The sequence below is a fragment of the Castellaniella denitrificans genome (genome assembly GCF_042653765.1).
Lineage (GTDB): Bacteria > Pseudomonadota > Gammaproteobacteria > Burkholderiales > Burkholderiaceae_B > Castellaniella > Castellaniella denitrificans.
Window position 1 is genome coordinate 23651 of the sequence record NZ_JBHSEZ010000010.1, and the last position, 23209, is coordinate 46859.

The following is a 23209-nucleotide window of genomic DNA, read 5'->3' on the forward strand; positions in this document are numbered from 1 at the left end:
GTCGCCCGTCCATCGCCCCTCTGGCGCGGCGGGGGCGGATCGCGCGTGTCCGGCCAGGCTAGGGGTTTATCCCCTTTAGGTGGCCCTGCGCATCCTGAGTAGAATTTTTCGCATCCCGGGTGTTTCACGAACGATTCGAACTAGGATGCCTGCATGCCCCCGCGACTGGCCTTACGAAACATCAGCAAATCCTATCCGGCGGTCCGGGCCAACGACGCGGTCGACCTGACCGTCGAACCCGGCGAGATCCACGCCATCCTGGGCGAGAACGGCGCCGGCAAATCCACCCTGATGAAAATCATCTACGGCGTGGTCCGTCCGGACGAAGGCTCGGTCCACTGGGACGGCCAGGAAGTGCGGATCGCCAACCCGGCGGCGGCGCGGGCGCTGGGCCTGGGCATGGTGTTCCAGCATTTCTCCCTGTTCGACACGCTGACGGTGGCGGAAAACATCGCCCTGGGCCTGCCGCCGGACACGGACATGCAGGCCCTGGAAACGCGGATCGCCGCCACGGCGGCGCAATACGGCCTGGACGTCGAACCGCGCCGCCACGTCCATACCCTGTCGGTGGGCGAGCGCCAGCGGGTGGAGATCGTGCGCGCCCTGCTGGGCAAGCCGCGCCTGCTGATCCTGGACGAGCCGACCTCGGTGCTCACGCCCCAGGCGGTGCTGCGCCTGTTCGACGTCCTGCGCCAGCTGGCGGCCGAAGGCTGCAGCATCCTGTACATCAGCCACAAGCTCGACGAGATCCGCGCCCTGTGCCATCGCTGCACGGTGATGCGCGCCGGCCGGGTGACCGGGGTCTGCGATCCGCGCCAGGAAACCGAGGCCAGCCTGTCGCGCCTGATGATCGGCGCCGACCTGCCGGTGCACGAGCACCACGCGCGGCCGGCCGGGCCGGTGCTGCTCCAGGTGCGCGGCCTGGACCTGCCGCGCGCGCATCCCTTCGCCACGCCGCTGGCGGGCGTCGACCTGGACCTGCATGCGGGCGAAATCCTGGGCGTGGCTGGCGTGTCCGGCAACGGCCAGCAGGAACTGATGGGCGCGCTCTCGGGCGAGGACACCCGCGCGGCCCGGGACAGCATCCTGTTCGACGGCCAGCCCGTCGGCCACCGTTCGTCGGCCTGGCGGCGCACGCGCGGTATGGCCTTCGTCCCCGAGGAACGCCTGGGGCGCGGCGCCGTGCCGGAACTGTCCCTGGCGCGCAACCTGCTGCTCTCGCACCAGGGACCGGAGACCGTGCGGCACGGCTGGATCCGCACCGGGGCCGTGCGCCGCATCACGGCGGACATCATCGAACGCTTCCGCGTCAAGGCGCCCGGTCCCCAGGCCCTGGCCGGCAGCCTGTCGGGGGGCAACCTGCAGAAGTACATCGTCGGCCGCGAGGTCGTGCGCCAGCCCCGGCTGCTGATCATCGCCCAGCCCACCTGGGGGGTGGACGTGGGCGCGGCGGCGCAGATCCGGGGCGAACTCCTGGCGCTGCGCGACGCGGGCTGCGCCATCCTGCTGATTTCCGAGGAACTGGACGAATTGTTCGAACTGTCCGACCGCCTGGTCGTCCTGGCCAAGGGGCGCCTGTCGCCTTCCATCGCCCGCGCCGAGGCCACGCGCGAACGGATCGGCCAGTGGATGAGCGGCCTGTGGCCCGGGGCCGATGCGGCCGCGCCATCCGCGGGCCGCGCCGTCCCGGAGGCCGTCCATGCTTGAGCTCGTCCCCCGCGCCGAGCCGTCGCGCCGGATGGTGTGGCTGTCGCCCCTGATGGCGGTCGCGCTGACGGCGCTGTGCGGCGTGCTCATGTTCATGGCCGTGGGCAAGCCGCCCCTGGAGGGCCTGGCCGTCTTCTTCGTCGAGCCGCTCGCGAGCCTGCACGGCTGGGCCGAGATCGGCGTCAAGATGGCGCCGCTGTTGCTGTGCGCGGTCGGTCTGGCGCTGTGCTTCCGCGCCAACATCTTCAACATCGGCGCGGAAGGCCAGCTGGTCGTCGGGGCGATCGTGGCCGGCGCGTTCATCCTGCGCTTCGATGACGGGACGGGCGGCGGGGGCGGGCCGCTGATGGTCGCCCTGACGCTGCTGGCCGGCGCCCTGGGCGGCGCGGCGTGGGCGGGGCTGGTGGCCTGGCTGCGCGACCGCTACCACGCCAATGAGATCCTGGTGTCGCTGATGCTGGTGTACGTGGCGGAGCTGCTGCTCAGCTACCTGGTGCACGGCGTGATGCGCGATCCGGACGGTTTCGGCTTTCCTCAGTCGCGGCTGTTCGACGACGGTTTCCTGCTGCCGGCATGGCCGGGCACCCGCCTGCACCTGGGTTTCGGGCTGGCGCTGGCGGCGGCGCTGGCGGCCTGGCTGCTGCTGTCCCGCCTGTTCGCCGGCTACCGCCTGACGGTGGGCGGCCTGGCGCCGCTGGCCGCGCGCTACGCCGGGTTTTCCTCGCGCCGCGCGCTGTGGGGCTGCATGCTGGGCTCCGGCGCCCTGGCGGGCGTGGCCGGCGCCTGTGAAATCATGGGGCCCATCGGCCAGCTCACGCCCTCGGTCTCGCCGGGCTACGGCTTCGCCGCCATCATCGTCGCCTTCGTGGGGCGGCTGCATCCCATCGGCGTGATCTTCGCCAGCTTCGTCATGGCCCTGTTCTACATCGGCGGCGAACTGTCCCAGACGCGCCTGGGCATGCCCGACGCCATCACCGGCATCTTCCAGGGCATCCTGCTGTTCTCGCTGCTGGCCTGCGATGTCCTGATCCACCAACGCCCGCGCTGGAGGCGCTGACACCATGGACGTACTGGCTCCCCTGATCGCGGCCGCCATGAACGCCGGCACGCCGCTGATGCTGGCGGCCCTGGGCCTGCTCGTCAACGAAAAATCCGGCGTCATCAACCTGGGTTCCGAAGGCATGATGCTGGTGGCGGCGGCCCTGGGTTTCGCCGTGACCGTGCAGTCCGGCAGCACCGGGCTGGGCTTCCTGGCCGGGGCCGCGGCCGGCGCCCTGCTGGCCGGCGTCTTCGCCTGGCTGGTGGTCTGGCTGGGGGCCAACCAGGTCGCCTGCGGCCTGGCCCTGTCCCTGTTCGGGGTCGGCCTGTCCGCCTTCATCGGCATGCCCTACGTCGGCGCCACGATCCAGGCGTTCTCCTGGTCGGTGCCGGGGCTGGCCGACCTGCCCTTCGTCGGCCCGGCCCTGTTCCAGCACCATCCCCTGGTCTACGGAGCCCTGGCGCTGGCCGTCGGGCTGACCTGGTTCCTGTACCGCACGCGCGCCGGGCTGGTTCTGCGCGCCGTGGGCGAATCTCCCGAATCCGCCCATGCCCTGGGCTACCCGGTGCGCCGCATCCGCCTGGCGGCCCTGCTGTTCGGCGGGGCCTGCTGCGGCCTGGCCGGGGCCTTCATGTCGCTGGTCTACACGCCGATGTGGGTCGAGAACATGGTCGCCGGCCGCGGCTGGATCGCCCTGGCGCTGACGCCGTTCGCCACCTGGCGCCCGCTGCGGGTGCTGGCCGGCGCCTACCTGTTCGGCGGCATCACCATCCTGACCTTCCACATGCAGGCGCTGGGCGTGCCGATCGCTTCCCAGCTGCTGTCGATGCTGCCCTACCTGGCCACCATCCTGGTGCTGGTCCTGATCTCGCGCAACGTGAACTGGATCCGCATCAACATGCCCGCGTCCCTGGGGCGCGTGTTCAATCCCAATCACTGATCGTTGTCGTCCACGGAGACCCTTCCCATGAAAACCCGTCTGATTCGTCAAACCCTGGCGGCCGCCACCGCCGCGGCGTGCCTCTGGGCCGCCGGCCCCGCCGCCGCCGAACCCCTGAAGATCGGCTTCGTCTACGTCAGCCCCGTGGGCGAGGCGGGCTGGTCCTGGCAGCAGGACCTGGGGCGCAAATACATGGAGCAGCAGCTGGGCGACAAGATCAAGACCCAGTACGTCGAGGACGTGCCCGAGGGCGCCGACGCCGAGCGCGTCATCCGCGACCTGGCCCAGCAGGGCAACAAGCTGATCTTCACCACGTCCTTCGGCTACATGAACCCGACCATCAAGGTCGCCAAGCAGTTCCCGGACGTGAAGTTCGTGCACTCCACCGGCTACAAGACCGCGCCGAACGTCGCCACCACCAACGCCCGCTTCTACCAGGCGCGCTACGTCGCCGGCATCCTGGCCGGGCGCAAGACCCAGACCGGCGTGGTCGGCTACGTGGGCGCCTATCCGATCCCCGAGGTCCTGCAGGGCATCAATGCCTTCACGCGCGGCCTGCGCAGCGTCAAGCCCGACGCTACGGTGCGCGTCATCATGGTCAACAGCTGGTTCGATCCGGGCAAGGAACGCGACGCCGCGCTGGCCCTGCTGGACCAGGGCGCCGACATCGTCACCCACCACACCGATTCCACCGCCACCGTCCAGGCGGCCGAGGAGCGCGGCAAGTGGGCCATCGCCTACCACTCCGACATGCTGAAGTTCGGCCCGAAGGCCCAGCTGGGCGCCGTCACCCACCATTGGGGTCCGTATTTCACCCGCGAGGCCCAGGCGGTGCTGGACGGCACCTGGAAGTCCGATCAGGTCTGGGGCGGTTTCAAGGAAGGCATGGTCGCCCTCGAAGGCTTCGGCCCGGCCGTGGACAACGCCCTGAAGGCCGACCTCAAGGCCAAGGAAGACGCCATCGCCAACGGCACCCTGAACGTCTTCGCCGCGCCGATCAAGACCAACGAAGGCAAGGTGGTCCTGGCCGAGGGCGCGCTGGACGACAAGGGCCTGAACGCGATGGACTACTACGTCGAAGGCGTGGTCGGGAAATTGACGAAGAATTAAGAGCCTATGTCGCGCAGGTGGTTTCGGATCGCGGTATTTCCCCACCTCGCGGCTTGCAAGCCGCTCGGATTCGCCAAGCATGGATCAGTCCGCAGGGACTGATCCATGGCCGGGTTCATCCCGGCGGCAAAAAGGGTTCTTAGCCCGACTTTCGAGGCACCGACCAGGTGCTGACCACCTGGGCCACCGGGTCCCCGCCGCCTTCGGGCAGCAGCAGCGCTTCACCGGCCGTCATGCGGCCGGTTTTCAATATCCGGGCCCGGGCGATGATCCCGCCGGCCTGGGCGCCCCGCAGGAAATTGATCGTCAGGCTGGCGGTGACCGATTCGGCGACCCCGGTGGCGCCGACCACGGCCGCGTACAGGGCCAGGTCGGCCAGGCCCATCAGCATCGGCCCGGCCACGATGCCGCCCAGCCGCTGGTTGGCCGGGCTGGGGGGCAGGCGCAGGGTGGCCTGACCATACTGGATGTCCAGGATCTCGATGCCCAGCACGGCGGCAAAAGGATGCAGCCGGCCCAGCAGTTCGCGGAATTCTTCGAGGCCGATGCGGGCCTCCGGAGTCCCGGCGTCGGCGGTTTCGGCTGCGGCGACGATTTCGAGCGGCTTGGACATGGCGCAAAGAAGAGTCGAAAAGCCCATAGTACACTGGTCCGGCCGGGCAGGCGGATGCCTCCCGGCCGCGCCGGCCGGCGTTCCGGCCGGTCCTGCCGCAGGGCCGCCCAGGCGGACTGCGGGCCACATCATGGGTAGTGAAATGAAGAAATCTTTGACGCGCACACTGGGAATTTCGGCCGGCTTGCTGCTGGCGGTGTCGGCCTCGGCCTGGGCGCAGGGACATGGCGCCGCGCAAGGCGCGCCGGCCAAGGTTTCCGCCGCCGTGACGGCGTCCGATTGCTGGATCCGCCTGATCCCGTCCCCGGCCCCTTCGGGCGGGTTCTTCGTGGCGCACAATGCCGGGTCGGAAGACGCGGTGCTGACGGGCGCCCATTCGCCCGACTACGGCATGATCATGCTGCACGAAACCACCGAATCCGGCGGAATGAGCAAGATGTCCATGGTCCACAAGGTCGCCATTCCGGCGGGCAAGGACCTGGCGTTCAAGCCGGGCGGCTACCACCTGATGCTGGAACAGCCCCGCGCCGGGCTGAAGGTCGGCGATTCCGTGCGGGTGGACTTCACGCTGGCCAACGGCGAAGGCTTCTCCGCGACCTGCGAGGTCAAGTCTCCCAAGGCCATGTCGGGCATGGGCGGGCACGACATGCCCAAGCACATGAAGCACTGACGTCAGCGGGTGTTCGCGGCGCGCCTCGCGCGCGCCGCGGTGTCGCGCGCGTCCGCGCGGGCGGCATCGGCGCCGCGTCCATCCTCGCGGTCGGCGGTCGGTGCGCGGCGGGCTCAGACGCCCGCGATGAAGTCCAGGACCGCGCGGTTGAATGCCCGGGGGTTGGCCAGGTTCATGCCGTGGGCGGCCAGGGCGATGCGCGCGCGCCGGGCCTGGGGCAGCAGTTGCTGCAGCCGGTCCTGGCGGGTGCCGTATTTGGCGGGGCTCTGCGAGCCCCCGACCAGCAGGACCGGGCAGGACAGGGCGGCGGCATCCCGCGGGTCCACCGGCAGGTTGGCCTCGCGGATCTGCGACAGCAGCGTCGCCGCGTTGTCCCGCACCATGTCCTTGAACCAGCCGACCATCTTGCGCCAGGTATCCGCGCCGTTCACCGTGTCGATGAACTCCTCGATCGCCTTTTCCTCGTCCCCGTCCCGCAGGCGCTGGACGGCGTCGGCGTAGAAGACGGGTGTTTCCGGCTCGTCCGCGAAGCGGAACCCGGGATCGGCCAGCGTCAGCGACCGGCACAATTGCGGCGCGCGGATCGCCAGGTCCAGGGCCACCTGGGCCCCGCGCGAATGGCCGATCACGTGCGCGCCGCCGTGTTCGTCCAGCGCCCGAAGCAGGCGCGCCAGGTCGTCGGCGTGGCGGCCGACGGCGTATTCCGCCCGGGGATGGGACCGCGCATCGGGCCAGCAGCCGCGCAGGCTGGGGGCGATGACGCGATGCGTTTCGGCGAAGGCCGGGACTTGCCAGCGCCAGTAGCGGTAGTCGCACAGCGAGCCGTGGATCAGCAGGATCGGCGCGCCCGCGTCCCCGCCGGCCTGGGTGTAGTGCAGGCCGCCGTCGGGCAGGGCGAGGACGTGGTGCGGCGGCTCGGGGGGCTGCGCCGGCATTACAGCAGTTTGAGGCGGCTCTTGGCCGTTTCGGCGGAAGGGCTGCCGGGGTAGTCCTTGATGATGCGCTGCAGGCTGGCCTTGGCGCCCTTCATGTCGTTGAGCTCGATCTGGTCGGCCGCCACGACCAGCAGGGCGTCGGGCGCGCGGGGATCGCCGGGACGGTTCTTCACCAGCGACTGCATCGTCTGGATGGAGCCCTTGAAGTCCTTGGAGGCGTACTGGCTGCTGCCCAGGTAGAACATGGCGTCGCCGGCCAGGTCGCTGTCGGGATAGGACTGGATGAAGGTCGCGAAGCCGGATGCGGCTTCCTTGTAGCGGCCGTTCCGGTACTGGTCGGCGGCGGCCTCGTAGGCGGCCTGCTCCTGCGGATCGCCGGCCTGCGGGGTCTGGGGCGCGTTGCCATTGCCGCCGGCCGCGGGCGCCCTTTGGCTCAGTTCCTCGACGCGGCCGCGCAGCGTGGCGATTTCCTGGTGCAGCAGATCCATCTGGTCGGCCAGTTGCAGCCGGGCCTGCTGGTTCTGTTCGTTCATCTGCTTGATCTGGGTGCGCAGTTCCAGGATGGCCTGGCGCGCCTCGTCGTCGGAAAAGGCCTGGGCGGCGGGCGCGGCCAGCGTCAGGGCCAGCAGGGCGGCGGCCAGGGTGTGCAGGCGGGGAGTGGATGCGATCATGGGTCTCGGGTCCAAATGAAAAACGCCGTGAAAAACGCCGTGAAAATGAAAAAACGCCGTAGCGGGGGCCGCTACGGCGCTGTCACAGCCTGGCTGAGATCAACGCTGGTAGTTGATGTCGGCGCGGCGGTTCTCGGCGTAATCGGCTTCGGTGTTGCCCAGGGCCTTGGGACGTTCCTTGCCGAAGCTGATCGCTTCGATCTGGTTGGCGTTGACGCCCAGCAGGGTCATCATGCGCGCCACGGCGTCCGAACGGCGCTGGCCCAGGGCCAGATTATATTCGGTGCTGCCGCGTGCGTCGGTATTGCCTTCCACGCGGACCTTCTGGCCTTGGTGGCTGGTCAGGTAGTTGGCATGCATCTCGACGACGCTGCGGTACTGTTCGGGCACCGTGTAGCTGTCGAAATCGAAGTAGACCGAGCGTTGTTGCGCGAGCGGGCTTTGCGGATTGAAGGGATCCATGATTTGCCCAGCGGACGCCGAATCGGAGCCGTTGCCTGCTGCGCCGTTCTGGTCCAGCGGCACGGAGCTGCAGGCGGCCAGCGAGGCGGCGATGGCGGCGATGGTCAGAGTCCTGGTGATGCGCGAGCTCATTTAATGTCCTTTAGATGAAAGAAGAGTCACACGGAAAAATCAGTCTGTGAAAGGGCCCCAGGCCGGCTCGCGGACCTTGCCGTTGAGCACCGACAGCGTCTGGCGCACGCGCCCGTCGATCGAGGTCACCGCCAGCACGCTGCGGCCGTTCTGGATGGCGCTGTAGAGCACCTGCATTCCATTGGGCGCGTAGCTGGGGGATTGGTCGTCCGGGCCGTCCGTCAGAATCTGCTCGGAACCCGAGTTCAAGGCGAGGCTTGCAATCCTGAAGGCACCGTTTCTGCGAGTAACGTACACCAGTTGTTGTCCATCCGGCGATACCCTGGGTGAGATATTGTAACTGCCGGAGAAGGTCAGGCGCTGGGCGTCGCCCCCGCCGACCGGCACCTTGTAGATCTGCGGGCTGCCGCCCCGGTCGCTGGTGAACACCAGGGACTGGCCGTCCGGGGTGAAGCGCGGCTCGGTGTCGATCAGCGGGGAGCGCATCACCCGGCGCAGGTCGGATCCATCCGTGTTGATGGTGTAAATCTGGGAAATGCCATCTCTTGACAGCACGATCGCCATGCGATGGCCGTCCGGCGACCAGGCGGGCGCGCTGTTGTTGCCCTTGTAATTGGAAACCGGCTGGCGCTGGCCGGTCGCGAGCGTCTGCACGTAGATCACGGATTTGCCCGATTCGAAGCTGACGTAGGCCAACCGGGAGCCGTCCGGCGACCAGGCGGGCGAGATGATGGACTGCTTCGAGCGCAGCATCACCTGCGGATTTTGCCCGTCGGCGTCAGCAATTTGTAACTCATATCCGTTGCCGGTTTGCAACACGTAAGCGATCCGGGTCGAGAACACGCCGCGCACGCCGGTGATCTTTTCGTAGATCCGGTCGGCGATCCGGTGGGATATCCGGCGCATCTCGGCTTCGGTGCCGCTGTAGGACGCCTGGTCCAGCTCGGTCTTGCGGACGTTGTCCACCAGCCGATAGCTGACCGTGTACTGGCCGCCGTTCTGCGCGACCGTGCCGTAGGCCAGGTAGTCCGCGCCGCGCGCCTGCCAGGTGCCGTAGTCGATCTTGCTCTGGACGTCCAGCCCGGCGCCGGAGGCGCCGATCAGGCGGAACTGGCCGGAGCGGGTCAGGTCGGCGCGGATGACCTCGGGCGCCGAGGTGGCGCTGGCCGCGCCCGCGAAATCCGCGATGGCGATCGGGTACTGGGTGGCTCCGACGCCGGAAATGTCGACGCGCAATTGCGCATGGGCCGCCGTGGCGCCCGCGGCGGCCAGCGCGAGGCCCAGGCCGGCCATGGCGGCGTGCCGCCGGAGGCGTCCGATGAAGCCGGAGGCTGTGAATACTGTCATGGTGACGATCTCCTTAGTCGTACATGCGGTAGTCCACGTCAATATACGACGGATACTTGCCGCCAGGCGGTTTCGGGAAGGGCGAGCAGGCCAGGATCCCCTTCTGGACGGCATCGTCGAAACGGGGATTGCCCGAGGATCGGGTCAGGTCCACGCCCTGGACTTGCCCATTGGACCCCAGCCGGGTGCGGAAGCTCGCCGTGGGATTGGCGGAACCGCTGCGCGGGGGCACGTTGTAGACCACGCCGGGCTGGACGCAGGCGCGCACCTTGGCCGCGTAGCCGTCGTTGCCGCCGCCCCCGCGCTGGTTGCGGTCGGCGTTGCCGTTCGGGATGCCGGCGGCTTCCAGGGCGTCGCCGCGCATGGCGGCCTTCAGGGCCTGGCGCTTGGCCTCGGCTTCCTTGGCGGCCTTTTCCTTCGCGGCTTTTTCCTTGGCCGCCTTTTCGGCCGCGGCCTTTTCGGCGGCGGCTTTTTCAGCCTTCGCCTTTTCGGCCTTTTCCTTTTCGGCTTTTTCCTTGGCGGCCTGCTCGGCGGCTTCTTTTTCCGCCTTTGCCTTGGCCGCCTTTTCGGCCGCCGCCTTCTCGGCCGCGGCTTTTTCCGCCGCCGCCTTCTCCGCCTTTTCCTTCTCCGCCTTTTCCTGGGCGGCCTTTTCGCGGGCGGCCTGTGCGGCGGCTTCCTTCTCGGCCTTTTCCTTGGCGGCCTGCTCGGCCAGCCGGCGTTCCATGTCCTCGCGCGCCTTGCGTTCCTTGGCCAGGGCGATTTCGGCGTCGGCCTTGGCCTGGGCGGCCGCGGCCGCCTTCGCCTGGGCCTCGGCCAGTTGCGCCTGCCGCGCGGCTTCGGCCTGGGCGGCCTGCTCGGCGGCCAGGCGCGCGCTGTCGTCCGGCTGGGGCTCGGGCTCCGGTTCCGGCTTGGGTTCGGGTTCCGGCTGAGGCTCGGGCTGCTGCTCTTCGGGCTGTTCCTGCGGCGCGGCGGCGTCGGCCACCGTGCCCTGGGCCCAGAGTTCGACCTGGACGGGGCCGGGATTGTCGGGCGCGGTGGAGAAGCCCACCACCATCAGCAGGATCAGCAGCCCGTGGGCGGCCAGGGAGACGACCAGGCCGCGCCGGTCGTCGCGCGCGCCGGGGGGCGCGTCGTCGTCGGAACCGGAGTTGAAGAAACGGTCGAACAGATTCATGGGGCGGGCGTCAGCGCGCGGCCGGGGCGTTCTGGTTGACCAGCAGGCCCAGCTTGCCGATTCCGCCGTTGCGCAACTGGTCCATGACCTGCATGACGGACTCGTAGGGCACTTTGCCGTCGGCGGAAATCACCACCGGGGTGTCGGCCGTGGCGACGGCGCGGACCTCGGCGAGCAGATTGGCCTTGTCGATGGGCCGGAACGAGGCGCCGCCTTCGCGCACCCGCAGGGCGAGCGCGCCCTGGGCGTCGATCTGGACCTCGATGGGCTGGACGGGCACGTCGGAGGCCGTGCCGACCGAGGGCAGTTCGATCTGGCCCGGCGTGATCATGGGCGCGGTGACCATGAAGATCACCAGCAGGACCAGCATGACGTCGATGTAGGGCACGACGTTGATGTCGTTCTTCAAGCGACGCGAGCGACGGCTGCCGAATGTGCTCATCTCAGTGCACCTGGCGCTGGAGGATGTTCAGGAATTCCTCGACGAAGCTCTCGAAGCGGATCGACAGCCGGTCGATTTGATTGGTGTAGCGGTTGTACGCCAGCACGGCCGGGATGGCGGCGAACAGGCCGATGGCGGTCGCGATCAGGGCCTCGGCGATCCCGGGCGCCACGGCGGCCAGGGTGGCCTGCTGCATGGTCGACAGGCCCATGAAGGCGTGCATGATCCCCCAGACCGTGCCCAGCAGCCCGATGTACGGGCTGACCGAGCCGGTCGAGGCGAGGAAGTTCAGGTGCGATTCCAGGCTGTCCATCTCGCGCTGGAAGGCGGCCTTCATGGCGCGCCGGGGGGCGTCCAGCAGGGTGTCGCCCCGGCTGGACGAGCGTCGCGCCTTGACGAATTCGGTCATGCCCGCGTCGAAGATGCGCGCCAGCGCGCCGTGCTCGTTGCGCCGGCTGGCGATGGCCTGCTGCAGGACCGTCAGGTCGCCGCCCGCCCAGAAATCGTCCTCGAAGCGGCGGGTCTGTTCGTCGGCGCGCCGCAGGGCCGCGCGCTTGCTGAAGATGTAGGTCCAGGACAGGACCGAGGCGCCGAGCAGGATCAGCATCACGATCTGCACGGGCAGGCTGGCGTTGCCGATGAGGGACAGCAGCGACAAATCGCTAGAGGCTTGCATGGTTAATGAAGGGCCTTTTCCAGTAGATCCCTGATGGAGGGGGAGAGACGGATGGGTTTGAAGCTGAGGGCGTGCACCGTGCAGACCTGGATGTCCGCGCTGGCGAGCAGCGTGTCGTCGCGCAGGGCCTGCTGGCCGAACCGGATCGTCGAGGCGCCCAGCCCGGTCACGGCGGTCCGGACGAGGATGCGGTCGTCCAGGCGGGCCGGTTGCCGGTAGGCAATGTCCGCATGCTTGACCACAAACATCATCCGTTCCTGTGTTGCGAGAGTGTGTTGATCCATCCCGAGCGCGCGCAGCCATTCCGTGCGACCGCGTTCGAAGAATTTGAGGTAGTTCGCGTAGTACACGACGCCACCGGTGTCGGTGTCCTCGTAATATACGCGAATGGACAGCTCGCCGGGGGGATTGGTTCGATCCGGAGGCATTTTTTAGTGAGGCCTTGTGACACGGGCGCCGCGCGCATCTGCGGATTCGGGCGGTTCGCGCCTTGCATTCCATTCCGATCCACAGCGCCCGTTTTGCGCTCGACTTGGTTTAGAGGGATTTTAGCCGCTCCAGGACGTGCGCCAGGGCGTCGGCCGGGGCGATGCGCTGCGCCTGCTCGTCGCGGCGCGCCTGGATTTCGACGATGCCTTCCTTCAGGCCGCGGTCGCCCAGCGTCACGCGCAGCGGCACGCCGATCAGTTCCCAGTCGGCGAACATGATGCCGGGCCGGGCGTCGCGGTCGTCCAGGATCACGTCCACGCCCTGCGCCCGCAGCGCCTGGTACAGGGATTCGGCGGCTTCGCGCACGGCCTCGCTCTTGCCGATGCCGATGGGGCACAGCACGACCTCGAACGGCGCGATGGCGCGCGGCCAGATCATGCCCCGCTCGTCGTGGTTCTGCTCGATGGCGGCGGCCGAGATCCGGCTGATGCCGATCCCGTAGCAGCCCATCTGCAGCACGGCCGGCTTGCCGTCCGTTTCCAGGAAGGTCGCGTTCAAGGCGCGCGAGTACTTGTCTCCCAGGAAGAACACATGGCCGACCTCGATGCCGCGCTGGATCGCCAGGGTGCCGCCGCGCGGATCGGGATCGCCCGCCACCACGTTGCGCAGGTCGGCGACCAGGGCCGGCTCGGGCAGGTCGCGCCCCCAGTTCACGCCGCTCAGGTGATAGCCGGCCTCGTTGGCGCCGCAGACGAAATCGCCCATGTGGGCGACCGTGCGGTCGGCGATCACGGTGACGGCCTCCGGGTCCAGTCCGACGGGCCCCAGATAGCCCGGGGCGCAGTGGAAGACCGCGTCGATCTCGGCCTCGGTCGCCAGGCGGTAGCCGTCGCCCAGGCCCGGCAGCTTGCCGACCTTGACCTCGTTGGTTTCGTGGTCGCCCCGGATCAGCAGCAGCCACAGGCGGGCGGGGCCGTCCGCGGGGTCGGTGGCCAGCACCACGGACTTGACCGTCCGCGACAGCGGCAGGCCCAGTTGTTCGGCCACGATCTCGCACTTGGGGGCGTCGGGCGTGGCGCGTTTTTCCATGGACTCGCGCGCCGGCTCGCGCTCGGCCAGCAGGCAGGGCGCCTCGGCCAGCTCGATGTTGGCGGCGTAGTCCGAATCCGGGTTGTAGACGATCAGGTCCTCGCCGGTGTCGGCGATCACCTGGAATTCGTGGCTGCGCGTGCCGCCGATCGAGCCGGTGTCGGCCGCCACGGCGCGGAACGTCAGGCCCAGGCGCGTGAAGATGCGCTGGTAGGCGGCGTACATGGCGTCGTAGCTGGCCTGGGCGGCGGTCTCGTCGCGGTCGAAGGAATAGGCGTCCTTCATGGTGAACTCGCGCCCGCGCATCAGGCCGAAGCGCGGCCGGCGCTCGTCGCGGAACTTCGTCTGGATGTGGTAGAAGTTCACCGGCAGCTGGCGCCAGCTGTGGATTTCGTTGCGGGCGATGTCGGTGATGACTTCCTCGGACGTCGGCTGCAGCACGAAGTCGCGCTGGTGGCGGTCCTTGATGCGCAGCAGTTCGGCGCCATATTGTTCCCAACGGCCCGATTCCTGCCACAGTTCCGCCGGCTGCACCACCGGCATCAGCAGCTCGATGGCGCCGGCGCGGTTCATTTCCTCGCGCACGATGGCCTCGATCTTGCGCAGGACCTTCAGGCCCATCGGCATGTAGGTGTAGATGCCTCCGGCGATCTTCCGGATCATGCCCGCCCGCGTCATCAACTGGTGGCTGACGACTTCCGCCTCGGCGGGGGCTTCCTTCAGGGTGTTCAGGTGGTACTGGCTGGCGCGCATGGTAGGGATTCCGGTTGGTACGTATAATCGACGGTAATTGTATTGAATTCACAACCGAGGTGGCCCCATGTTGGATCGCGAAGGCTACCGTCCGAATGTCGGCATCATTCTCGTGAACCAGAAAAACGAGGTTTTCTGGGGCAAGCGCATCCGGGAACACGCGTGGCAGTTCCCCCAGGGAGGCATCAAGCACGGCGAAACCCCCGTGCAGGCGATGTACCGCGAACTCCACGAGGAGACCGGCCTGAGCGCCGAACATGTGCGCATTCTGGGACGGACCCGGGACTGGCTGCGCTATACCGTGCCGGATCATTACGTGCGCCGCGAATTGCGCGGCCATTACAAGGGCCAGAAGCAGATCTGGTTCCTGCTGCGCATGGTGGGCCGCGACAGCGACGTCAGCCTGCGCGCCACCGATACGCCCGAATTCGACGCCTGGCGCTGGAACGCCTATTGGGTGCCGCTGGACGCCGTCATCGAATTCAAGCGCGAGGTCTATTCCCTGGCGCTCAACGAACTGGCGGGCCTGCTGTTCCGCAAGGGCCGGGAAAACCGCTACCTGCGCCACCGCGGCCCCCGGGGCGCGGGGCAGCATGACGATTCCGCCGCCCGGGCGGCGGATGCGCCGGCCCCGAAAACATCACGGCCCGAACAAGTATGATTCAATCCCTTTCGTGGCGCATCGCGCCGGCACTCCAGAAGGTTTGACCGCATGCTCCAAGACCTCGACGCATTGTCCCAGCGCATCCGCCAAGTCGTCCAGCTTGCGCGGGGCCTGCAATCCGAACGCGCCGCCCTGCAGGCCAGGGTCAGGCAGCTCGAGCAGGAATGCCAGGCCCTGAAAGACCAGCAGGTGCGCGAAGGCCAGGAATTCGCCCGCATGTCCGAACGGCTCGCGCGCCACGACCAGGAACTCCAGGCCGTGCGCGAGGAATCCGGCCAGCACCGGGCCGCCCTGGAATCCGAGGTGCGCGACCACCAGATCCGTTCGGATTCCCTGCAGCGCCGCCTGGTCCAGGTCGAATCCGAACGCGACAGCCTGCGCGAGGCCGCTTCCGGCGCCCAGCGGCAGATCGAACTCATCCTCGAGCGCCTGCCCGGCGCGGAGGCCCAGTAGGGCCCGCCCACACTGATCAAGGAGCCGCGCAGCATGGAACGCGTCGACATCGCCATCCTCGGCCGCGATTATTCGCTGGCCTGCCCCCCCGAAGAAAAGGACGCCCTGCTGGCCGCCGTCCGGCTGGTCGATCAGCGCATGCTGGCCATCAAGGGCGTGGGCAAGATCGCCAGCAACGAGCGCATCGCCGTGATGGCCGCCATCCAGATCGCCAACGAGCTGCTCAGCATGCGCGCGCCCGACGGTCCCCTCGGAAATATTGCCTTGGGTGATTTCAAGGGTAAAATCGAATCCATGAACGACATGCTCGACGATGTGCTGGGCACCGCCGTTTGATCAGTTACTTTCCGGATGCGCCAGGTCATCCGGTCGTTTAAGTCCCTGCCGTGTTCGTGACCTGGCCATACATTCCTTGAACCAATGCTATAGGCATAGGTTGCCGGATTGACAGATGGGAGCGCTGCCTTCATTGGACGGCCCGAAGCCTGACTGATGGCGACCACCGTGAACCCTCGGTTCCGGGATGCCGGCCTAGACGGCACAGGCGGGGCATTACCAGAAAGCTCGTCGTGAGATCGCGACGGGCTTTCGTCTTTTTCAGGGGGAAATATGTATCGAGGCGTGCGCAATCGCAAGCATCTTCTGGCCGGCCTGCTGCTGGCTTCGTCGGTCGCGGCCCTGCCCGCCCTGGCCCGCGAGGCCGAGCCCGCCGAGCCGCGGGCCTCGCTGTCGGCCGAGGCCTCGTCCGAGGTCGGACAGGACACGGTGGAAATCACCCTGGCGGCGGAGCTGTCCGGCGCGTCGCAGACCGAGGTCGCCGAGGCCCTGAACCAGCGCCTGGATTCGGTCATGAAACAGGCCAAGGGACACCAGGGCATCGAAGCGCGCAGCGGGTCCTACCGGATCTGGCCGACCACCGACCGCGACGGCAAGATCGCCGAATGGCGGGGCCAGGCCGAAATCCTGCTGGAATCGCGCGATTTTCCCGCCGTCTCGAAGCTGGCGGCCAGCCTGGGCGACCGCATGCCGATCGCCGGCCTGTCGTTCTCGGTTTCGCGGGAACGGCGCGCGGCCGAAGAGCAGAAGCTCCTGGGCCAGGCCGTCGAGGCGTTCAAGGCCCGCGCCCAGGCGCTCACCCAGGCCCTGGGTTTCGCCGGCTACCGGTTCCGCACGGTCGATCTGGGCGGCCAGGGCGCCGCGCCGCCCGCGCCCATGCCCCGCATGATGATGAGCGCCATGGCCGCCGACAAGGCCGCCGCGCCCGTCGAGGGCGGACGCGAACGGGTCAGCGTGTCGGTGCGGGGGACGATCGTCTTGCTGCCCAAATGAACAGGGCCAGTCCGATCAGGATCATGGGCAGCGACAGGAGCTGGCCCATCGACAGCCCGCCCGCCAGCAGTCCCAGGAAATCGTCCGGCTCGCGGGTGAATTCCACCAGGAACCGGAACAGCCCGTAGCCCATCAGGAACACGGCGCTCACCTGGCCCGTCGGGCGGGGCTTGCGGGCGAACCACCACACCAGGGCGAACAGGGCGAAGCCTTCCAGCCCCATTTCGTAGAGCTGCGAGGGGTGGCGCGGCGTGCCGTCCTGCGCGCCGGGAAAGATCATGCCCCAGGGCAGGTCCGTGGGGCGGCCCCACAGTTCTCCGTTGATGAAGTTGCCCAGCCGCCCGGCGGCCAGGCCCAGGGGGATCAGGGGAGCGATGAAATCCCCGATCGCCAGCAGCGGCTGGCCGCGCTTGCGGGCGAAGAGCAGCATCGCCAGCGTCACGCCGATCAGGCCCCCATGGAAGGACATTCCGCCTTGCCAGACCTCGAAGACCGACAGCGGGTGCGCCAGGTAATCGTCGAACTTGTAGAACAGCACGTAGCCCAGGCGCCCGCCCAGCACCACGCCCAGCACCCCGTAGAAGATGATGTCCTCCAGGTCGCGCAGCGTCAGCCCCGCCGGAGTGGGGTGGTGCTGGATGCGCCAGCGCCCCAGCAGCCAGGCCAGGCCGAAGCCGGCCAGGTACATGAGTCCGTACCAGTGGATCGCGATGGGACCGATCTGCAGGGCGATGGGGTCGATGTGGGGGTAGGGCATGGGGCGCGGCCGGGTGGGAAGACAATCATGGATAATACCGTGATCGGGGCGGCGGACGCCTGTCCGGCGCTTGATGCCGGGGCGGTGCGCGGGCTTGTGCAAAGGTTCCCTGGAGGAAGGATCGGGCAATGGCGGGATGCGGCAAGGCGATCGGGATCGTGCTGGCGGCGGCGCTGGCGTTGTGCGCGCCGGGCGCCCGCGCGGCCGGCGGCACGGCGGGCGACGGCCTGGCGCTGGCCAGCCAGCGCCAGTGCCTGGGCTGCCATCAGGTCGACGCCCGTCGGGTGGGGCCGCCGTTCCGGGCCATCGCCGAGCGCTTCCAGGGCCGGTCCGAGGCGGCCGGCCACCTGGCCCGCGTCATGCGCGAAGGCAGCCGCGGCCAATGGGGCGCGATCCCCATGCCGGCCCAGACCCGCCTGTCCGACATCGATGCGCGGCGCCTGGCGCTGTGGATCCTGTCGCTGAAGAAAGCCCCCGCGCTGGATTGACCGGTCCGCCGCGCGAGACGAGGAGAATCGCATGGAAAACTCAGGGAACGCCGCATTCGAAACCGCGATCTTCGGCGGCGGCTGCTTCTGGTGCCTGGAGCCCGTGTTCCGCGCCCTGGACGGCGTGCTGGACGTGCAGCCCGGCTATTGCGGCGGCCACGTCGATCATCCGACCTACGAGCAGGTCTGCCGCCAGGACACCGGCCACGTCGAGGTCGTGCGGGTCGCCTTCGATCCGGAGCGGGTCGGCTACCGTACCCTGCTGGAAGTCTTCTTCGGCACGCACGACCCGACCACGCTCGACCGCCAGGGCAGCGACGCGGGGCCGCAGTACGCCTCGGTGATCTTCTGCCAGGACGAGGCCCGGCGCGCATTGGCCGAGGCCGTGCGCGCCGAGGCGCAGGCGGCCTTCGACGACCCGATCGTCACCCGGATCGAGCCGGCGGGCCCCTTCTGGTCGGCCGAGGAACTGCATCGCGAATACTACCGGCGCAATCCGGAGCAGGGCTACTGCCGGTTCGTCATCGCGCCCAAGCTGGCGAAGTTCCGCCAGCGCTACGCGCACCTGCTGCGCTGAGGCGCCCTGGCGGCCGCCCCTGGTCGGCCCCCTGGCCGCTTCGACGAGACCTGTGCCGTCCGGACCTACTGCGCCGAGGCCGCCAGCCTGCGGCCCCAGGCGGTGCCAGGGCGCGTCAGCGCCGCCAGGGCCGCCAGCACGCCCAGGGTCACCAGACCGCGCAGCACCAGGATCACCCACAGATTGGCGCCCAGCGCCAGGATCAGCAGCGTGTCCTCGATCAGGGCGTGGCACAGCGACAGCCACGACAGCGCCAGCAGCCGCGTGCGCGGGCTGTAGTCCTCGCGCTCGGCGGCTTCGATGATCAGCGCGCCGCCGTAGGCCAGGCCCAGCAGCACGCCGACCGTGGTCAGGGGCGCGGCGCGCTCCTCCAGGCCGGACAGGCGCAGCACCGGCGTCAGCAGCCGGGTCACGAGCCGCGTGATCCCCAGGCGTTCCAGCACGTCCAGCAGCGCGACCAGCCCGACGATGACGGCCAGGACCAGCGCCAGCGACTGCAGCGTGGACAGGACCCAGGGCCAGAAGTCCGGAGGCCCCTGGGTCAGCCCGGCGTCCTGGCGCATCCAGGCCAGGGAGACCGGGGCCTGCAGCACGTCCAGCGCCCGGCAGGCCCAGCTGACGGCGGCGCCGTAGACGATGGCGACGGCGATGCGCAGCGATCCCGTGACCAGCGCGCTGGCGCCGGCGCGGCGCACGACGGACTGCTCGGTCGGAATGTTGTGGGCGAACAGCATCATCGCCCCCAGCGCGCTGACCTGGGCCGCCGTCATGTGCATGCCGTCGGACAGCGCGGCCATCGAGGCCATGCCGCCGTAGATGTTGGTCAGCATGGTGGTGGCCCAGATGATCCCCGCTTCGGGCGGCAGGCCCAGCAGCGCCATGGCCGGTGTCAGAGCCTCGCCGGCCATGCGCACCAGGCCCAGGCGGTCGGCGGCATAGACGATCACCATCACCGGCAGCATGATGCGCGTGATCGTCAGGAACATGCGCGTGCTGCGCAGCCGGATGGTGTTCAGGTAGTGGAGCATGCCAGGGTTCCGGGAGGATCGCGGCGCCGTCGGGCAGGCCGCATCCCGGCATTGTAGGGCGCCCCCGATGCACGCGCGCGTCCGCGATGCGTCGCGGGCCGGGGGGGCGGGCTGCGCGGGGGGATGGGCCCGGTCCGCGCCTCAGGTCCGCAGCACGCCCCGGCGGATCTGGTCCAGTTCGATGGACTCGAACAGCGCCTTGAAATTGCCTTCGCCGAAACCGTCGTTGCCCTTGCGCTGGATGATCTCGAAGAAGATCGGCCCGATCTGGTTGGCGGTGAAGATCTGCAGCAGCAGGCCGCCGCCCGGGGCGCCGTCCAGCAGGATGCGGTTGCGGCGCAGGCGTTCCACGTCTTCGCCGTGGCCCGGCAGGCGTCCGTCCAGCAGCTCGTAGTAGGTGCCCGGGGTGTCCAGGAACTTCACCCGGCCGCTCAGCCGTTCCACCGTGCGGTGGATGTCGTCGGTGGACAGGGCGATGTGCTGGATGCCTTCGCCCCGGTATTGGTCCAGGTATTCCTGGATCTGGCCGGGGGTCTCGCCGCCTTCCTCGTTGATGGGGATGCGGATCCGCCCGCAGGGCGAGGTCATGGCCTTCGACTTCACGCCGGTGAGCTGGCCCTCGATGTCGAAGTAGCGGATCTCGCGGAAATTGAAGATGCGCTCGTAGAATTCGGCCCATTCCCCCATCCGGCCGCGATGCACGTTGTGGGTCAGGTGGTCGATGGCGAGCAGGCCGGCGCCCTCGTGGCGCAGGTCGTCCCGGGCGGTGGCGTGGTCCAGGGGCTCGAAGTCCACGTCGTAGATGCCGATGTCGCCGATCCCGCCGTGGCCGTACTTGCCGCGCCAGCGGTCCACCAGGTAGATCAGCGAATCCCCGATGCCCTTGATGGCGGGGATGTTCAGTTCCATCGGGCCGCTGTGGGAATCGAAGCCCCAGGCGCCGCGCTCCAGGGCCAGCTTGTAGGCGCGGGCCGCGTCCTGCACGCGCAGGCCGATGGCGCAGATCGACGGGCCGTGCTGGCGCGCGAAGCGCTGCGCGAAGGAGTCGGGTTCCGCGTTCACCAGGAAATTGATCGAGCCCTGGCGGTACAGCGTGACGGCCTTCTTGCGGTGCCGGGCGATGGCCCGGAAGCCCAGGGCCTCGAACACGCGGCCCAGCGCGGCGGGATCTTCCGCCGTGTATTCCACGAATTCGAAGCCCGCGGTGCCCAGGGGATTGTCCCAGGGGGCGAAGGATTCGGTCATGAGTGTCTCCTGTAGTTGAGCATGCCCTTTGCCGGTGGGGTCTTTTCTGGAATTCTAGGGAAAACAGCGTGGGGAAAGATTGCAAACATGCGGTACGATCCCCTACCGTGACGCAATCATTCATCTAATAACTCATGGTTGAGACAATATGATGCCTATCGACGACCTGGACAGGACAGATCGCCTGATCCTGATGCATCTGCAGCGCGACGGCCGGATCAGCAACCAGGACCTGGCCCAGCGGGTGGCCCTGTCGCCCAGCCCCTGCCTGCGGCGCGTCAAGCGCCTGGAGGACCAGGGCTACATCCGCCGCTACGTCGCGCTCGTGGATCCGGAAAGACTCGGCCTGGGACTGCTGGCCTACGTCTTCGTCCGGCTGGACAAGTCGCACCGCGCCGAGCACGGCGCCATGTCCGCGTTCGCCCGCGACGTCCAGAGTTGGTCGGAAGTCGTCCAGTGCTACGCCATGTCGGGCGACATGGACTACCTGCTGCGGGTCCAGGTCCAGGACTTGGCGGCTTTTTCCCGTTTCGCCATGGATACCCTGATGCGGCATCCGGCCGTCGTCGACATCCGCAGCAGCTTCGCGCTGCAGTCCATCAAGGAAACGACCGAGCTGCCGGCCTGACACCCGGCCGCGGCCCGGGCGCCGGAATGGATGGGGATCCGGAAGCGGATTCCTGATCAATAGCTGATCACTATCAAATCAAGAGCAATATTCAATTTTATTTATTCAACGGGCCTCGTTAGACTGTCTTTCATGAGGAACCCGCCGATGCGGGATCCATGGTTCCCCGAACTGGCGCCGTCCTGGCGGCGCCGCTCCCGCACTGGAGATGCTCATGAAGAAACTGACCACCGCCGCCGGCGCGCCCGTCGTCGACAACCAGAACATCCAGACCGCCGGTCCGCGCGGTCCGGCCTTGCTGCAGGATGTCTGGCTGCTCGAAAAGCTGGCCCACTTCGACCGCGAGGTGATCCCCGAGCGCCGCATGCACGCCAAGGGCGCGGGCGCCTACGGCACCTTCACCGTCACCCGCGACATCACCCGCTACACGCGCGCCGCGCTGTTCTCCGGGATCGGCAAGCAGACCCCGATGTTCGCCCGCTTCTCCACGGTGGCCGGCGAGCGCGGCGCCGCCGACGCCGAGCGCGACATCCGCGGCATCGCCATGAAGTTCTATACGGAAGAGGGCAACTGGGACCTGGTGGGCAACAACACCCCCGTGTTCTTCTTCCGCGACCCGCTGAAATTCCCCGACCTGAACCACGCGGTCAAGCGCGACCCGGGCACCGGCATGCGCAGCGCCCAGAACAACTGGGAATTCTGGACCGGCCTGCCCGAGGCCCTGCACCAGATCACCATCGTCATGAGCGATCGCGGCATTCCGTCGGACTATCGCCACATGCACCTGTTCGGCAGCCATACCTTCAGCCTCATCAACGCCGCCAACGAGCGCTTCTGGGTGAAGTTCCACTTCAAGTCGCAGCAGGGCATCCGCAACCTGACCGACGCCCAGGCCGCCGAACTGATCGGCCGCGACCGCGAAAGCTCGCAGCGCGACCTGTACGACAGCATTTCCAAGGGCGACTTCCCGCGCTGGACGCTGTACATCCAGGTCATGCCCGAGAAAGAGGCCGGCGGCTACCACCTGAACCCCTTCGACCTGACCAAGGTCTGGCCGCATGGCGACTACCCCATGATCGAGGTCGGAGTCCTGGAGCTGAACCGCAACCCGGAAAACTTCTTCGCCGAAGTCGAGCAGGCCGCCTTCACCCCGGCCAACGTCGTCCCGGGCATCGGTTTTTCGCCGGACCGCATGCTGCAGGCCCGCCTGTTCTCCTATGGCGACGCCCAGCGCTACCGCCTGGGGGTCAACCACCATCAGATCCCGGTCAACGCGCCGCGCTGTCCCTTCCACAGCTACCACCGCGACGGCGCGATGCGGGTGGACGGCAACCATGGCGGCCTGACGGGCAATGAGCCCAACCGTTCCGGGGAATGGGCCGAACAGCCCGACTACCGCGAACCGCCGCTCAGCCTGGAAGGCGCGGCCGACCACTGGAACCACCGCGAGGACACGGACTACTTCTCGCAACCGGGCGCGCTGTTCCGCCTGATGACGCCCGAGCAGCGGCAAGCCCTGTTCGACAATACGGCCCGCGCCATCGCCGGGGTCACGCCCGACGTGCAGGCGCTCCACATCGAGCATTGCACCCAGGCGGATCCCGCCTACGGCGCGGGAGTGGCCGCCGCCATCAAGGCCTTGCAGGCATAGGCTTGCGGATGTGAACCGGGCGGCGGCCGTCGCATCGCGCGGCGGCCGCCGCCTTTTTTCGGCCTTTTCAAGAAGCCGTTTGCACGGATTTAAAAAAGCGTGCTATAGTCTCGTTTCTTCGCCGCCAGGCACTCGGGTTAACCCCTAGATGATTCGGTTTTACCGATGCATTCAAGGGTTCGGGGCCAGGCGGAGGTGCC

General features: G+C 68.2%; 26 protein-coding genes and 1 other RNA gene. 14 read left to right on the top strand and 13 right to left on the bottom strand.

Annotated features, from left to right (window positions below; translation table 11 throughout):
• Positions 1-153 precede the first annotated feature (153 nt).
• Genes ACFO27_RS11060 through ACFO27_RS11075 form a run of 4 tightly spaced genes read left to right on the top strand, consistent with a single transcriptional unit; the run spans position 154 to position 4796 of the window.
• The gene (locus tag ACFO27_RS11060; protein WP_376817385.1) at positions 154-1707 is read left to right on the top strand and encodes an ABC transporter ATP-binding protein; all 1554 of its coding nucleotides are present in this window, start codon (positions 154-156) and stop codon (positions 1705-1707) included.
• Positions 1700-2764, top strand: a complete 1065-nt coding sequence (locus tag ACFO27_RS11065) for an ABC transporter permease (RefSeq protein WP_376817386.1) — start codon at positions 1700-1702, stop codon at positions 2762-2764. Before ACFO27_RS11060 ends, ACFO27_RS11065 begins: the two co-directional genes overlap by 8 nt.
• Positions 2765-2768: 4 nt before the next feature.
• The gene (locus ACFO27_RS11070) at positions 2769-3686 is read left to right on the top strand and encodes an ABC transporter permease (protein ID WP_376817387.1); all 918 of its coding nucleotides are present in this window, start codon (positions 2769-2771) and stop codon (positions 3684-3686) included.
• A gap of 27 nt (positions 3687-3713) precedes the next feature.
• Positions 3714-4796: a BMP family ABC transporter substrate-binding protein gene (locus ACFO27_RS11075; protein ID WP_376817388.1), complete on the top strand. Its 1083-nt coding sequence runs from the start codon at positions 3714-3716 to the stop codon at positions 4794-4796.
• Between the two features lie 139 nt (positions 4797-4935).
• Here the strand turns inward: ACFO27_RS11075 and ACFO27_RS11080 are convergent, their stop codons facing one another.
• Positions 4936-5409, bottom strand: coding sequence for a PaaI family thioesterase (locus ACFO27_RS11080; RefSeq protein ID WP_376817389.1), 474 nt, complete (start codon positions 5407-5409; stop codon positions 4936-4938).
• 142 nt (positions 5410-5551) lie between these two features.
• Between ACFO27_RS11080 and ACFO27_RS11085 the strand changes: the two genes are divergently transcribed.
• The gene (locus ACFO27_RS11085; RefSeq protein WP_376817390.1) at positions 5552-6079 is read left to right on the top strand and encodes a copper chaperone PCu(A)C; all 528 of its coding nucleotides are present in this window, start codon (positions 5552-5554) and stop codon (positions 6077-6079) included.
• A gap of 113 nt (positions 6080-6192) precedes the next feature.
• Here ACFO27_RS11085 and ACFO27_RS11090 read toward each other — a convergent pair whose 3' ends face one another.
• From ACFO27_RS11090 to ACFO27_RS11130, 9 genes are all read right to left on the bottom strand, one after another.
• Complete coding sequence (locus ACFO27_RS11090; RefSeq protein ID WP_376817391.1) at positions 6193-7014, bottom strand: alpha/beta fold hydrolase; 822 nt, start codon at positions 7012-7014, stop codon at positions 6193-6195.
• The gene (gene ybgF, locus ACFO27_RS11095; protein WP_376817392.1) at positions 7014-7685 is read right to left on the bottom strand and encodes a tol-pal system protein YbgF; all 672 of its coding nucleotides are present in this window, start codon (positions 7683-7685) and stop codon (positions 7014-7016) included. Before ybgF ends, ACFO27_RS11090 begins: the two co-directional genes overlap by 1 nt.
• Positions 7686-7784: 99 nt before the next feature.
• Positions 7785-8279 (bottom strand): peptidoglycan-associated lipoprotein Pal, encoded by a 495-nt coding sequence (pal, locus tag ACFO27_RS11100; protein WP_376817393.1) that lies wholly within the window; start codon positions 8277-8279, stop codon positions 7785-7787.
• A 39-nt stretch (positions 8280-8318) separates the two neighbouring features.
• The gene (tolB, locus tag ACFO27_RS11105; RefSeq protein WP_376817394.1) at positions 8319-9626 is read right to left on the bottom strand and encodes a Tol-Pal system beta propeller repeat protein TolB; all 1308 of its coding nucleotides are present in this window, start codon (positions 9624-9626) and stop codon (positions 8319-8321) included.
• Positions 9627-9639: 13 nt separating this feature from the next.
• Positions 9640-10800: a cell envelope integrity protein TolA gene (gene tolA / locus ACFO27_RS11110; protein WP_376817395.1), complete on the bottom strand. Its 1161-nt coding sequence runs from the start codon at positions 10798-10800 to the stop codon at positions 9640-9642.
• 10 nt (positions 10801-10810) lie between these two features.
• Positions 10811-11242 (bottom strand): ExbD/TolR family protein, encoded by a 432-nt coding sequence (locus tag ACFO27_RS11115; protein ID WP_323025891.1) that lies wholly within the window; start codon positions 11240-11242, stop codon positions 10811-10813.
• 1 nt (position 11243) lies between these two features.
• Positions 11244-11918: a protein TolQ gene (tolQ, locus tag ACFO27_RS11120; protein ID WP_322997711.1), complete on the bottom strand. Its 675-nt coding sequence runs from the start codon at positions 11916-11918 to the stop codon at positions 11244-11246.
• A gap of 2 nt (positions 11919-11920) precedes the next feature.
• A complete protein-coding gene (gene ybgC / locus ACFO27_RS11125; protein ID WP_376817396.1) occupies positions 11921-12346 on the bottom strand; it encodes a tol-pal system-associated acyl-CoA thioesterase in 426 nt (141 codons plus the stop codon).
• Between the two features lie 109 nt (positions 12347-12455).
• Positions 12456-14189 (bottom strand): proline--tRNA ligase, encoded by a 1734-nt coding sequence (locus ACFO27_RS11130; protein ID WP_376817397.1) that lies wholly within the window; start codon positions 14187-14189, stop codon positions 12456-12458.
• Between the two features lie 67 nt (positions 14190-14256).
• On the opposite strand from ACFO27_RS11130, the gene ACFO27_RS11135 reads away from it, so the two are divergent.
• From ACFO27_RS11135 to ACFO27_RS11155, 5 genes are all read left to right on the top strand, one after another.
• Positions 14257-14850 carry an RNA pyrophosphohydrolase gene (locus ACFO27_RS11135; RefSeq protein ID WP_376817398.1) on the top strand — a complete coding sequence of 198 codons (594 nt, stop codon included), beginning with the start codon at positions 14257-14259 and terminating at the stop codon, positions 14848-14850.
• 51 nt (positions 14851-14901) lie between these two features.
• Complete coding sequence (locus tag ACFO27_RS11140; protein WP_376817399.1) at positions 14902-15306, top strand: hypothetical protein; 405 nt, start codon at positions 14902-14904, stop codon at positions 15304-15306.
• 33 nt (positions 15307-15339) lie between these two features.
• Positions 15340-15642, top strand: coding sequence for a cell division protein ZapA (locus tag ACFO27_RS11145; protein WP_376817400.1), 303 nt, complete (start codon positions 15340-15342; stop codon positions 15640-15642).
• 39 nt (positions 15643-15681) lie between these two features.
• Positions 15682-15861: non-coding RNA, 6S RNA (gene ssrS, locus ACFO27_RS11150), on the top strand.
• A gap of 66 nt (positions 15862-15927) precedes the next feature.
• A complete protein-coding gene (locus tag ACFO27_RS11155) occupies positions 15928-16635 on the top strand; it encodes an SIMPL domain-containing protein (RefSeq protein ID WP_376817401.1) in 708 nt (235 codons plus the stop codon).
• Here ACFO27_RS11155 and lgt read toward each other — a convergent pair.
• The gene (gene lgt / locus ACFO27_RS11160) at positions 16592-17392 is read right to left on the bottom strand and encodes a prolipoprotein diacylglyceryl transferase (protein WP_376817402.1); all 801 of its coding nucleotides are present in this window, start codon (positions 17390-17392) and stop codon (positions 16592-16594) included. The genes ACFO27_RS11155 and lgt overlap by 44 nt on opposite strands.
• Positions 17393-17520: 128 nt before the next feature.
• Here lgt and ACFO27_RS11165 point away from each other — a divergent pair, with 128 nt between their 5' ends.
• Positions 17521-17880 carry a c-type cytochrome gene (locus ACFO27_RS11165; protein ID WP_376817403.1) on the top strand — a complete coding sequence of 120 codons (360 nt, stop codon included), beginning with the start codon at positions 17521-17523 and terminating at the stop codon, positions 17878-17880.
• Between the two features lie 31 nt (positions 17881-17911).
• Positions 17912-18457: a peptide-methionine (S)-S-oxide reductase MsrA gene (msrA, locus tag ACFO27_RS11170; RefSeq protein ID WP_376817404.1), complete on the top strand. Its 546-nt coding sequence runs from the start codon at positions 17912-17914 to the stop codon at positions 18455-18457.
• Between the two features lie 65 nt (positions 18458-18522).
• Here the strand turns inward: msrA and ACFO27_RS11175 are convergent, their stop codons facing one another.
• Together ACFO27_RS11175 and hppD are read right to left on the bottom strand one after the other, a co-directional pair.
• The gene (locus ACFO27_RS11175) at positions 18523-19485 is read right to left on the bottom strand and encodes a nucleoside recognition domain-containing protein (protein ID WP_376817405.1); all 963 of its coding nucleotides are present in this window, start codon (positions 19483-19485) and stop codon (positions 18523-18525) included.
• A gap of 141 nt (positions 19486-19626) precedes the next feature.
• Positions 19627-20730 (bottom strand): 4-hydroxyphenylpyruvate dioxygenase, encoded by a 1104-nt coding sequence (hppD, locus tag ACFO27_RS11180; RefSeq protein ID WP_376817406.1) that lies wholly within the window; start codon positions 20728-20730, stop codon positions 19627-19629.
• Between the two features lie 151 nt (positions 20731-20881).
• Here hppD and ACFO27_RS11185 point away from each other — a divergent pair, with 151 nt between their 5' ends.
• Both ACFO27_RS11185 and ACFO27_RS11190 read left to right on the top strand, forming a co-directional pair.
• Positions 20882-21358, top strand: coding sequence for an Lrp/AsnC family transcriptional regulator (locus ACFO27_RS11185; protein WP_376817410.1), 477 nt, complete (start codon positions 20882-20884; stop codon positions 21356-21358).
• Positions 21359-21572: 214 nt separating this feature from the next.
• Positions 21573-23009: a catalase gene (locus ACFO27_RS11190; protein ID WP_376817407.1), complete on the top strand. Its 1437-nt coding sequence runs from the start codon at positions 21573-21575 to the stop codon at positions 23007-23009.
• Positions 23010-23209: the final 200 nt, after the last annotated feature.